This is a genomic window from Wolbachia endosymbiont of Encarsia formosa, from assembly GCF_039540065.1.
Classification (GTDB): Bacteria; Pseudomonadota; Alphaproteobacteria; order Rickettsiales; family Anaplasmataceae; genus Wolbachia.
On sequence record NZ_CP154278.1, the window covers coordinates 431,087 to 443,736 of the forward strand.

A 12,650-nucleotide genomic window follows, 5' to 3' on the forward strand; every position below is an offset into this window, starting at 1 on the left:
TTATATCTAGAGGGGCAATTAGCTCAGCTGGTAGAGCATCTCGTTTACACCGAGGAGGTCGGCAGTTCAAGTCTGTCATTGCCCATTTGTCTAACTAAATGTTAATACCTTCAATCAAAGTATAGAAAATGCAAGACAATATAGTACCAGTTTCGATAGTAAAAGAGATAGAAGATTCTTATCTCTCCTACGCAATGAGTGTAATCATAAGCCGAGCTATACCTGACGTGCGAGATGGATTTAAACCTGTACATAGGCGCATATTATATGCAATGTCAAGAGCTGGGTTCGATGCAGGTAAGCCATATAAAAAGGCAGCTCGTATAGTTGGGGACGTAATGGGAAAATATCACCCACATGGTGACGCAGCTATCTATGACTCTTTGGTCAGGATGGCTCAAGATTTTTCTCTTCTTTTACCACTTGTTGATGGGCAAGGTAATTTTGGTTCGATAGATGGAGATCCGCCAGCTTCAATGCGATATACAGAAGCAAGGCTCCACAGAGTGTCGCATTTTTTACTAAATGATATTGATGAAGATACAGTTGATTTTAGGGCAAACTACGACGGCAATGAAACGGAGCCTGTCGTATTGCCGGCAGAATTTCCGAATCTATTGGTAAATGGTGCAAGTGGTGTTGCAGTTGGTATGGCAACCAATATTCCTTCTCACAACCTTGGAGAAATAATAGATGCTTGTATGTTATATATAGATAATCCTGAAGTTACTTTGGATGAGTTACTTGAAGTGATGCCAGGACCGGATTTCCCAACTGGGGGAACGATTCTCGGCAAATCTGGGATAAGATCAGCGTTTGCCACCGGACGAGGTTCGATTGTTGTGCAGGGTAAAACCCATATAGAAAATCTGCCACAAGATAGACAGGCAATAGTTATTGATGAAATACCTTATCAAGTAAATAAAGTAAAATTAATTGAGAAAATAAGTGAGCTTGTAAAAGAAAAAAGAATTGATGGCATAACAGAAATTAGGGATGAATCTGATAAGTCTGGTATTAGAGTAGTAATTGATCTCAGAAGAAATGCTGAAGCAGATTTTATATTGAATCAAATACTAGGACTTACTCCACTAAGAAGTAGTTTTAGTGTTAACACTTTAGTCCTCAACAACAACAGGCCTGCTTTGATGTCATTAAAAGAAATCATAGCTGCTTTTATTGATTTTAGAAAAGAAGTACTAATCAGAAGAACAGAGTTTCGTCTAAGAAAAACGAGAGAAAAAGCTCATATATATATAGGTCTCTACATTGCGGTCCTCAGCATAGATGAAGTGATAAAAATCATCCGTGGTGCAGAAGATCCTGCAGAAGCAAGTAGAGAACTTTTAAATAAAGAATGGAAAACTTCAGCTGAGATAAACACAATTATTGGATTAATCTCAGATAGCACGAGCTTTTTGAAAGACGGAGTGTATAGATTAACTGAGCTGCAAACGAAAGCTATTCTTGACATGAAATTGCAACGTTTAACAGGCCTTGAAAAAGACAAATTAGAAGCTGAGCTAAGTTCAATGATCAACCTGATAAAAGAATATATCGCTTTTCTTTGCTCAGGAGAGAAGTTGATGAAAGAAATAAAAAACAATCTACAAGAAATAAAGAATAGATTTGCCGTACCAAGAAAAACTGCAATAGAAGAATCAGATATGGACATTGAGGCTGAAGATCTAATTCCACAGGAGGATATGGTGGTGACCGTAACTATGAATGGTTACATCAAACGTGTGAAGCTTTCTCACTATAGAACTCAGCATCGTGGTGGGAAAGGAAAGTTAGGACAGGAATTAAAAGAGGAGGACGTAATCACAAAATTATTTGTTGGGAATACTCATACTAGCCTCTTATTCTTTTCTAATATTGGCCGAGTTTACAGATTAAAAGTTTATAAATTGCCTCTTGCAGAGCCAAGTGCACGTGGCAGAGCTCTTGTTAATATATTTCCGCTTAGCGATGGTGAAACTATAACTAACATCATGCCACTTCCAAGTGAGAATGACGAAAATCAAAATATAGTTTTTGCCACTGCTTATGGGAACATAAGGCGTAACTCTTTAGCGGATTTTCACTATATTCCAAGCAATGGAAAAATAGCAATAAAGCTCGACGAAGGGGATAAATTAGTGTCAGTTAAAGTGTGTAGCGAAATTGATCACGTTCTACTTTCAACAACGCTTGGAAAAAGCATCAGATTTGTTGTAAGCGATGTGCGTCAATTTAAAAGTCGCAATTCAGATGGTGTAAGAGGTATCAAACTTGTAAAAAATGACAGCGTGATATCCATGACCATACTAAATGGTATAGATGTCACAACAGAAAAAAAAGAACTTTACCTGAAAGTTCTGCTTACAAAAAGGCTGGAAGCTGCAGCTAATAACTCGATTGACTCTAAGTTAGAAAAAACTTTGAATGATTTAGGAATAGATAACGAACTATTCTTAAAACTTGCAATGAATGAGGAGTTCATATTAACTATTACTGAAAATGGCTTTGGTAAAAGAACTTCTGCGTACGAGTATAGGGTAACAAATAGAGGTGGTGTTGGTATTACAAATATCCTTACTACCAACAGAAACGGTAATGTTGTTGCTAGCTTTCCAGTTGAGCAGGGTGATAATATCATGCTTATTACAGATAAAGGAAAGTTAATTCGTATTTCAGTAAATGATATCAGAATTGCAGGACGTAGCACTCAAGGAGTCACTCTGTTTAAAACAGAGAGTAGAGAAAAGGTGGTTTCAGTAGCGAAAATTGAGGATCCTAATTCCACTGAAGATAGTATTTCCGAAATTGAAAACTCTGTTCCTTCTTAACTGTATAGCAAAGGCTAAGCAAAAAGTGCAAATTTCTGTTGATTAATCTATAGTATTTAAATTAAAATATATATCTATGGTCAAGTAGAGATTAATGGATAAGAAATTAACTAAAAATAAAAAATCGTTGACAAATGAGAAGAATAAAAAAACATCTCTTATTAAGGATCTTACTCAAAATAAGAGTAGAAGAGATTTTATAACATTAACTACATGCACCATGGCAGGTATAGGAGCTGCAAGCGTTTTTTGGCCGCTAGTTAAGTCTATGAATCCTTCTGCTGAGGTTTTAGCAATGTCTACGGTTGAGGTTAATCTATCTCACATTCAAGAAGGACAAGGAAAAAAGGTAAAATGGCAAGGTAAGCCAGTATTTATTCGCAGACGTACGAAACAAGAGATTGAGGCTGCAAGAGCCATAAATGCAGAAAATTTGAGAGATCCTGAATCAGATGAAAAAAGAGTATACAAAGGGAAAGATGAATGGTTAATTATGATTGGAATATGCACCCACCTTGGATGTGTACCAGTTGATCACGCTACAAAAGACGGCAACGGTTGGTTCTGCCCTTGTCACGGTTCATATTATGACACATCAGGCCGAGTAATTGGCGGTCCTGCACCAAAAAACATGGCTATACCTGACTACTTTTTTCCAAGTGAAAATATTGTAATAATTGGCAAGAAGGCTTAACGGATTTTCATAATTAAAGTAACGAAAGTATATTGTATTTCAAGAAGCACACTGATTTCATGGGCAAAGCTCTTGAAGTTTATCAAGCTAATTTTATACTATGCACATATTCGGGTGATAATTAAGAAACTTGCCTACCAAATCTTCAGATTTGACAGCTAAATTTAAAACTTGCTCCTTTACGTCAGAAAAATTCTGACTAACTTGCTTAAAGTTATTTTCTAACTCTTCGAGGATGGAGCTGAAATTAAAAAAACTTTTCTGCATTTTATCAAGATTTTGAGTTATATAGCTTAATACATAAAGATAGAGACAAGAGGGGAAGAGATATGGTAAAGCAAGAAAAAGCTGAAAGTGAGGTTCTGGTTAGAAGTGTTAAACGACCTAAAAGAGAGAGAGGAGTAGAGGATATTCTGATTGCATGTGTTAAAAAGTTTTCCTGCAGCTATAAATAGCTAAAGCAGAAATGTATTGTACATCAGATAAGAAATTCACTGAAGTAGTAAAAACTTTCATGAATGATTAAAAAAAATATATCGTGCTTCAAGTAAAGAAATCGCTGAAAATTATTTGCTTGAGCTGATGGGTGAAAAATATCCTTTGGTCATAAAATCGTGGCAAAACAATTGGAAAAATTTGTCTAGTATTCAGGGCCAGTTAGGCGGCTCCACTAATTCTATCGAGGAAGAAAATTTGCTAAAACCAAAGGTTCTTTTACCAGCTTGTACAAGTTGGTATATTGTGCTATAAAAAGACAGAGCAAAAATGGACTACAGCTTTGCCTTTTAACTATCTCTCAGCTCAATATTTTCTTTCCTAATAGATTAAAAATTGAGTTGAACTAAAAATCCGGTTTGAACACTCCCAAAAAGTAGCGTGCCACCCTTTCGATAGTAATTTTCACATCAAAATGCTCTTCAAATATATCAATTCACTCCTTTCTCTTCTCCACTAACTCGTTCAGAACTTGGATTCTCTACTTTAGGACTTGGCTTCACTTTCTGAGCTTTCTCACTAATAATTTCTTCTACCTTCTCTATTTTACCCTCACCAATGACCATAATTGCAGGTAGAAAATCTTGCATCAAACTTAGCAATTTCTGCATATCCTCTTTATGAGTACTATCACCTTTTTCCACAAGCTTTGTCATATCTTTTTCTGAAAAATCTTGAATGATTCCATCCTCTATTAACCCTTTTATAGCAGATCGTTGCTCTTCATTTTTAAGTATTTCTATGATCCTTATTTTATTCTGGGCCTCTTTTGATTTTTCATTGTCTGTAGAGTATACCATATCGCGAACGAACTGTTTCTGTAATCTAGAGAAGTTAGTCTTTTCCCAAGCAAATGCATCGATCACATCTTTCACAAAACTTTTCACTGCTTTTCCGAATTCAATTGCACCTTCTTTTATCTCACTTCTATTCTGATATATAGCATAACCAATAGCAACTAGTGCTACAAACCCTACGAATGCTGCCCCACCACCAATTAATGCACCAGTCACTCCTCCTATTGCCAATGTACCTGCTAGTGCACCTGTTAGTGTTGTAACTGCTGCTCCACTTATTACCCCCTGAGCTAACAGTTGGTTACCTAAAGCTTCAAGCTTTTCCTCCATTACTCGATTTTTACCAACTTGCTCAGCTAGTTTTTTGAATTTCTCTTCTTCTGATAATGCTTTTGACATAGCTGCCAAAAATTCTTCGCTTTTCCTACTACTTAATAAAAGAATTACGTTTTCCTCTTCAGTTAAATCTAGATCTTTTAAATCTTTATTTTTATCCAGAAAATTTTTTTCTTCTTCTTGTAACTTTTTACTTCCCTGAATAATTTCAAGTACACCTTGTGTAAGATACTCACTGTTGCCAGTATCTACTTCACCACCTTGTACCATATTCAATTCCTATAAATTATAAATATGCTTAATTATATCATATTAATTATAATATAATTAATATGATATAATTACTCCTTTCCAAATATGGAATTTGTATTACAATACCTAGATTATATGAAATCAAGGTATTTTATGGGTGAGAAAAAATTAAGAGCCGCTGTGGTTTTATCAGGATGCGGCCACCTCGACGGCACAGAGGTGAGAGAAGCAGTCTTAACTCTGCTTGTGTTTGATCAGCAGGAAGTTGAAGTCACGTGCTTTGCTCCTGATGTTTATATCACACAAGTTATGAATCACAAAACAAAAGAAGCAGTAAAAGAAAAAAGGAATGTACTTGTAGAAGCAGCAAGAATTGCAAGAGGTGAGATAAATGATTTAAGAGAAGCTAAAGCTGAAAATTTTGACATGCTAGTCGTACCTGGTGGATATGGAGTTGCGAAAAATTTATCTGACTTAGCTGAAAATAAAACAGTAATGCCTGAGTTTGAAAGATTAGTCTCAGAGTTCTTTGTTGCAAAAAAGCCAATAGGAACTATATGTATATCTCCAGCCATTATTGTTTTAATTTTAAATAGCAAGATAGGTAAAGAAGAAAGTAAGATTAAGGTAACTATAGGAGACGACAAAGACCAGTTGATAGAGAAGCTCGGCGGCGAACATATAACATGCGATACAAAGCTATCAATAGAAGACGAAAAGCATAATATATTTTCCTGCTCTGCTTATATGCGTAGTGACGAAAGTACACACTCTGTATATCAAGGAATAAAACACATGATTGACAGTATGGTGAAAAAAATTAATAAAAAAACCAAACAACCATTTCTCTAAAGTGTAGTTTCTTATACAATTAATTATGTTATACTTCCAGTTGCATTATTGCTGTAGCCAAAGTAATCTGTAATTGCTTATTAAGGGTAAGTTATATTTAGTATGTAAGTTTAGTTCTTTTTTTATAGATGTAAATATGTCAGATCTTTTTTATATTGAAAGTGAGTGTTGTATAGATGGTCAGTGTGATACTTATAAAGGAAAAGTGAGTTTTAATGATGTCATGTTAGGCAAGTTTAGTCTAAATTCAGACAGTGAAAAAAAAGCTATAGTAAATCTAGACATCGTTACATTCGATATCCATATTCCCATAGATGACCAAGATGGAAGGACAATAACAAGAGACCTCAAGGGTCCTGAATTTGTAATTAAAGATGACGGTTCCTGGTATATTAATAAGAATCTTGGTAATGATAAATTTGAAATTATAGTAAAGCAGTCATGATATGAAACATAGTGAGCGGAGCTTGCTTTTTAGCAATGTTTACATACTTACTTAAAAAATGGAGATTATCTTAGCTGAACCAAGCGGTTTCTGTGCAGGGGTTAAAAGAGCTGTAGACATATTAGCAATGACTTTAGAGAAATACAAAAATGAACGCCAAGTTTATGTACTACACGAAATCGTTCATAATAAGTATATAGTAGAGGACTTCAAGAAACAAGGAGTGGTTTTTGTAAGCAGCATAGAAGACATTAAAGACAATAGAGGAATATTGATCTTTAGCGCACATGGAGTGTCGAAAAGTATAGAGGATGAGGCAAAAAGAAAGGGTGTTCAAGTGATTGATGCAACATGTCCATTAGTTAGCAAAGTACATAAAGAGGCAAAAAGGTATGAGGATAGTGGTAAAGAATTAATTCTAATTGGACATGAAAATCATCCAGAAGTTAAAGGAATTATAGGAAGAGTAAGTAATCCTATATCTCTAGTGCAAACTATGCAAGACGTATACAATTTACAAATCAAAGATCCAGATAATTTATCTTATGTAACACAAACCACGTTAAGTATTGACGATACCAAAGAAATTATTGCTACACTGAAGCTCAGATTTCCAAGCATTACAGGTCCCGACTTAAAAGATATATGCTATGCAACACAAAATAGGCAGAACGCTGTTAAAAAATTGGCTAAAATTACAGACGTAGTGTTAATTGTAGGAAGCAAAAACAGTTCAAATTCAAACCGTTTATTAGACCTGTGCATTTCCACAGGAAAAAGAGCCTATTTGATTGATAATTATAAATGTATGAACAAAAATTGGTTGCAGGGCACAGAAAAAATAGGAATTACTGCAGGTGCTTCTGCTCCTGATATATTAGTTGATGAGCTAGTAAATTACTTAAAAATAAATATGAATACAAAAGTTTCAGTCATGCCAGATGGATTCACTGAAAATGTTCAGTTCAAGTATACTAAATGGTAATGTGCAACAACGTGCGTCAAATCAAGTCTTTAGCTCAATTCAATTTTCAGTCTATTGGAGAATAAAATATCAAGCTGAGATATAATTAATCCTCGTTTGTCAGGTTAAGTTGTGTCTAGCACAAATATAAAAAACCTTCATCATACAAAAGGGTTAATATTACTACTAATTTTATCAAAAACTTATAATATAAGTAATATTGTCATCTAATGTTTAATGAATTTAAATAAATTACCTTTTTAATTCTAGATGAGTATACACTTTGTTAATATGTTTGGGTCAAAACCCAAAAGTAAGTTTATGCTTTCTATAGGAAAAGAAGGCACAATGTTACTATATTTTAAAAATGATACTTTAAATAAAAGATATTTTGCTAAGGACAAAAATAATAAAGTTGTTTCTGACTTAATTTCATGTCTCTCATCAGATAAAAAAGCACCATTATATCTGGTTCTCAATCACACTGATCAGAACTATTTGCTACAGTCTATCCCAAGAGTAAATAGGATTAGTGCTTATCTATCAGCAAAAACAAAAGTAGAGCATTTTGCTCATAATAACGATATAAATTCTATTCTCTTGGTCGAAAAGCCGAATAAATTTAATCAAAACTGGTGGTATCTATTTGTTTCATCGAAAGCAAATCATTTAATAGAATATTGGTTGGACGTGTTTGTTGAAATAGGCTCTAACTTTAAAGGAATATTAATGTTTCCTATAGAACTAGTCAGTATAGCAAAAAAGATTCTACACAAAGATCCTAGTAACTGGAAAATTATAGTTGCTGCAACTAAAACAGGTGGCTATAGACAAGTGGTTCTTAAAGAGAACAAAATGATATTTACACGTTTAATACCATTTACTAATGATAATTTACCAGGAATCATTGCTGGTGAAATATATCAGGAAGTGAAAAATACAATTCAATCTTTAACTAAGTTTGGATTTGAAAAAAATGACCCTATCGACCTTTGCATCATAGTATCAGAAGCTATTAAATCTAGTTTATCAGTTATAAATTTTTCAGAGAATAGTGTGAACATATTGACTCCATATGAGCTAGGTAAACTATTGGTAGCAGAATTAGCTATATGCGAAAAAGATAGCTTTTGTGATACTACAATTTTGTTCCATAGCTTTAAGAATAAGCCAATAAATATTTTTAACACAAAAGAAACTAAAGAATTTTATCTATTTAATTATCTTTATTTAAATTCTCCTCAAATTTTTCTATACCTACTCTTGGTTTTAGTTGTAATTAACGCCTTTTGTTTGCGAAATTTGTATTCAAATTTTAATGTTGGTGATAATTTATCTGCAAAGCGGAGTGCTTTAAATAACAAACTAATAAAACTTAGCAAAAGCTATAATGTAAAAAAGATAGATGAAGTTTACGATTTTATTAATATCAATAATATTTTATCAAAAATAGAGTACTCTCCTCTCACACAAGTTAAGTATGTAGAAAAGCTAAAAGTACCAGATGTAGAGCTTCAATTATTTGAGTGGAATTATAATGAGGCAAAAAGTTATATTACCACAACTTTAAGGTTTAATTTTCAATCTGGTAAAGACATTTCTTATCAATACGAGAAACTACAGGAAAACTTAAACGATAATTTTCGTACCCATGATGTTAGTATTTCTAGCTTACCTACTACTAAAGAGAAAAATCTATCTATTGATATTGAAATAGGAGAGGCAATGTAAACTGATGATTATCTCTCAATTAAAAAGAAAAGCCGCAATTCATTTTATATCTTACTTATCGTTATCTATTGTATTAATAGGGTTATCAACGTGCTTTATTATCTATAACAAGAAGGTTTATAATAAAAATCAAGTTGCGATTGAGGAAATACGTTCTATTAACTTACAGATTACTGAAATTCAAAAAAAGGAAGTTATTCTAAATAAAAATCTAGATTTATGGAAAAGAATTTCTTCTTCAAATTTGCATAGTAGTAGATATATTGCAAATTTAAATTTTGAGCTTAACAAGCTATATAAAAGATACTACATATTAGAACCTGAAATATCAATTTCTATACCTGAAGAAGCCGGATTCCACGGTAAAAATGAACGCACAAAAGTAATAAGAAGTGAAGTGGTTCTAAGTTTAAGCTCAATTAGCGATAAGCATATTTTTTTCTTTCTACAGTCTATTCCAAATCTGCCTGGTTATGTTATGATCAGATCTCTTACCTTGAATAAGCAGAGAAATATAGATGCTGCAATTATAAACCAGATTTTAAGTGGTAATATGATAGAGATAGTGAGAGCTAGTATAGTTTTTGATTGGTATACCATATTAAGTAAATGAATATAAAGTTGTTTTTTATTTTTACGCTGCTATTTTTTAATGTTAGTTCATATTGCAATTGCGAAGATCTTGTAGAAAATATATGGATTTGTAAAAAATATTCTTGCCAACAGCATATTAGTAATGAAGATTTTATTGAGCATAAAATATTAGGGTTAAATAGTGAAAATTTATGTGTCTATATAGAAAGACAAGGCAATGATGAAATGGTCTGTCATCATTCCAATAATGGAATGATTATAGAAAAGAAGTACTTAAAAAGTATTTTAAAAGTTGGAAATCAAGAAATAAATGACTTTATTGATATAGCAAATTTGCGTGCGAAGGAGTGTTTTTTTATCAACAATTATTATATAGATCGAGACGATATAATAAAAGAGGCAGCAGAGAGTACTTTATCGCAATATGGTAACATAAAAAGCATTTTTTTTGATGAAGAGCAGGTTAATAGAATAGTTAGTGAGATGGAAAAGTTTAACTTACAGTCTTCAGGAGTTACAGAGGAAGAAAATTTCAATTGTAAAGTAGTCAGTTTAGATTCAATTTTATACTTTTCCCCGGATACATGGAAAATATGGGTAAATGGAAAGTTGTTTATAAATACTAAGGATTTAAAAGTGCACTCAGTAACTGAAAATTATGTAACTTTTTCATGGGCTATAAACCAAAAGATAACAAAAGAACGGATAAGCAATTCTAAAAATGTACATTTTGGACATGGAGGTATTATGTTTACGCTTTATCCAGAACAAAAATTTGATTTAGATAGTTTATCTATTAAATAATCTAATACATCTGCGCTTGTAGCTCAGTTGGATAGAGCATTGCCCTCCGGAGGCAAAGGCCGCGGGTTCGAATCCCTCCAAGCGCGTTTTTAATTAAATTTGACAATAATACTCTCACATAAGATAATAAAGAGATTTATTTTAAAGCATAATTATGTCTAGTGGTACTATAAATAAAGTCATATTGGTTGGTAATTTAGGAAAAGATCCTGAAATTAGGACTACACAAAATGGAAAAGAGATGGCAAGTTTTTCAATAGCCACGTCTGAAAGTTGGACTGACAAATTTTCTGGTACTCGCTCTGAAAAGACAGAATGGCATAATATTGTAATTTTTAGTGAAGGACTAGTAAAAATTGTTAAAGACTTTGCACGGAAAGGTAGTAAAGTGTACGTTGAAGGCTCTCTGAGAACTAGAAAATGGACTGACCAAAATGGTACTGAAAAGTACACAACAGAGGTGGTGCTATACAACTTTAATAGTGCCCTTACCCTTTTAGATTCACGAAACAGTATGTCAAACTCTGATTACAAGCCAAGTGAATACAAACAAAATGAAACAGAACAAAAAGATAAACACGGAAGTTTTGACAACGATATAAAAGACGAACTAATCGATGATGAAATACCATTTTAATAACTTCAATTGAAATCTCCATTTTTATGGACTGCTTGTGTTACTCCTTTTAATTGCAATGGAGATAGTATAGATTACCAAAGCTTGCAGTGTTTGCTTACAATACAAGCTGAAGCTGAAAATGGTATAGTGTTGCTAGGTAGCACCGGTGAAAGCTTATCACTTACTGATTCTGAAAAGCACACATTAGTTGAATTTGTATGTGAGCTAAAATCCAATACGAAAATTATAATTGGTGTACCAGGAGTGAATTTATATCAGACTCTTGAATGGCTTGATTTTTGCAAGGATATGCCTATTTATGGTTATTTAATGACAACTCCCATTTACACAAAGCCCGGAATCATGGGACAGACTTTATGGTTTGAAAAGCTGCTTGAAAAAGCACATGTACCAGCAATGCTTTACAATATTCCATCAAGAGCGGGAATAAATCTTCATCCTGAAACTGCACATAACTTATCTGACCATAAAAAATTTTGGGCTATCAAAGACTCAAGTGGAACTGTTGATACTTTAACTCAGTATAAGAAAGTTGTTCCAAATATTGAGGTATTTTGTGGAGATGATAATATGATATCCGATATAGCTGCTGAGGGTGCGTCTGGTCTAGTTTCTGTTGTTGCCAATGTTTGGCCAAGTGTAGTACATAAATATGTTAAGCAATGCATGAGTGGCAAGAACCCTCAAGCAGACAGTTGGCAACAAGCTTGCAAAGCTCTATTTACTGCCAGCAATCCAATACCTACTAAAGCACTTTTGCATGACATTGGGCTCATAGAACACAAAACTGTCCGCCTACCACTCAGCGCAGAAGATTTGCCTTCTATTGAAACATTGAGGCAAGCTAATAAAATGATTCTTGGATGGGAAAATCAACTAGCTATGCAAGATTAGGAATTGAGCTGATAATTCAATTATACTTAACACAAAAAAATGGGCTAAATCCTCTTCAAAAACTTCTATCTATCGTCTCTTAAAATACTCTCCTGCACACATCCCCATCAACAATTTTCACATCACTATCAACTGAGCTACCTGGCTGTTTATTTCCTTTGTATATCTCCCCATAAACGGAACTACCTGGCTGTCTATTTCCTTCTGGAAAAAAGCTCTCAATTGCTTTATCAATTAAGAAACTTAAAGGAATACAAGCAATCACACTCACTACAAAAGTTAAAGCACCTATAGCTGCGGGTGATGTAAAACCAAGAGCAA

12 protein-coding genes, 2 tRNA genes and 1 pseudogene are annotated in these 12,650 nt (G+C 33.5%); 13 read left to right on the forward strand and 2 right to left on the reverse strand.

Translation table 11 applies throughout. The annotated features are described in order from the left end of the window. Positions 1–12: 12 nt before the first annotated feature. From AAE962_RS02255 to AAE962_RS02270, 4 genes and pseudogenes are all read left to right on the forward strand, one after another. Positions 13–85: transfer RNA gene (locus tag AAE962_RS02255), tRNA-Val, on the forward strand. Positions 86–128: 43 nt separating this feature from the next. Further along, a complete protein-coding gene (gene gyrA / locus AAE962_RS02260) occupies positions 129–2,831 on the forward strand; it encodes a DNA gyrase subunit A (protein ID WP_343289402.1) in 2,703 nt (900 codons plus the stop codon). Positions 2,832–2,925: 94 nt separating this feature from the next. After that, complete coding sequence (gene petA, locus AAE962_RS02265; RefSeq protein ID WP_343289403.1) at positions 2,926–3,525, forward strand: ubiquinol-cytochrome c reductase iron-sulfur subunit; 600 nt, start codon at positions 2,926–2,928, stop codon at positions 3,523–3,525. Between the two features lie 360 nt (positions 3,526–3,885). Continuing rightward, positions 3,886–4,370: pseudogene (locus AAE962_RS02270) on the forward strand (transposase); the annotation flags it as partial. A gap of 81 nt (positions 4,371–4,451) precedes the next feature. Here the strand turns inward: AAE962_RS02270 and AAE962_RS02275 are convergent. Then, complete coding sequence (locus AAE962_RS02275) at positions 4,452–5,423, reverse strand: glycine zipper family protein (protein ID WP_343289404.1); 972 nt, start codon at positions 5,421–5,423, stop codon at positions 4,452–4,454. A gap of 135 nt (positions 5,424–5,558) precedes the next feature. Here AAE962_RS02275 and elbB point away from each other — a divergent pair, with 135 nt between their 5' ends. The 9 genes from elbB (at position 5,559) to dapA (ending at position 12,329) form a co-directional block, all read left to right on the forward strand. Beyond that, complete coding sequence (elbB, locus tag AAE962_RS02280) at positions 5,559–6,257, forward strand: isoprenoid biosynthesis glyoxalase ElbB (protein WP_343289405.1); 699 nt, start codon at positions 5,559–5,561, stop codon at positions 6,255–6,257. A gap of 136 nt (positions 6,258–6,393) precedes the next feature. Next, a complete protein-coding gene (locus tag AAE962_RS02285; protein WP_343289406.1) occupies positions 6,394–6,702 on the forward strand; it encodes a hypothetical protein in 309 nt (102 codons plus the stop codon). A 58-nt stretch (positions 6,703–6,760) separates the two neighbouring features. Continuing rightward, a complete protein-coding gene (ispH, locus tag AAE962_RS02290; protein ID WP_343289407.1) occupies positions 6,761–7,687 on the forward strand; it encodes a 4-hydroxy-3-methylbut-2-enyl diphosphate reductase in 927 nt (308 codons plus the stop codon). A 249-nt stretch (positions 7,688–7,936) separates the two neighbouring features. After that, positions 7,937–9,397: a hypothetical protein gene (locus tag AAE962_RS02295; RefSeq protein ID WP_343289408.1), complete on the forward strand. Its 1,461-nt coding sequence runs from the start codon at positions 7,937–7,939 to the stop codon at positions 9,395–9,397. Positions 9,398–9,401: 4 nt separating this feature from the next. Then, positions 9,402–10,010, forward strand: coding sequence for a hypothetical protein (locus AAE962_RS02300; RefSeq protein ID WP_343289409.1), 609 nt, complete (start codon positions 9,402–9,404; stop codon positions 10,008–10,010). Further along, entirely contained in the window at positions 10,007–10,795 is a 789-nt protein-coding gene (locus AAE962_RS02305; RefSeq protein ID WP_343289410.1) for a hypothetical protein, read from the forward strand. The genes AAE962_RS02300 and AAE962_RS02305 overlap by 4 nt, the downstream gene beginning before the upstream one ends. A gap of 12 nt (positions 10,796–10,807) precedes the next feature. After that, a tRNA-Arg gene (locus tag AAE962_RS02310) sits at positions 10,808–10,881 on the forward strand. Between the two features lie 68 nt (positions 10,882–10,949). Further along, positions 10,950–11,432: a single-stranded DNA-binding protein gene (gene ssb, locus AAE962_RS02315; RefSeq protein WP_015588054.1), complete on the forward strand. Its 483-nt coding sequence runs from the start codon at positions 10,950–10,952 to the stop codon at positions 11,430–11,432. Between the two features lie 9 nt (positions 11,433–11,441). After that, a complete protein-coding gene (gene dapA, locus AAE962_RS02320) occupies positions 11,442–12,329 on the forward strand; it encodes a 4-hydroxy-tetrahydrodipicolinate synthase (RefSeq protein ID WP_343289411.1) in 888 nt (295 codons plus the stop codon). Positions 12,330–12,408: 79 nt separating this feature from the next. Here the strand turns inward: dapA and AAE962_RS02325 are convergent, their stop codons facing one another. Continuing rightward, complete coding sequence (locus AAE962_RS02325) at positions 12,409–12,594, reverse strand: hypothetical protein (protein WP_343289412.1); 186 nt, start codon at positions 12,592–12,594, stop codon at positions 12,409–12,411. Positions 12,595–12,650: the final 56 nt, after the last annotated feature.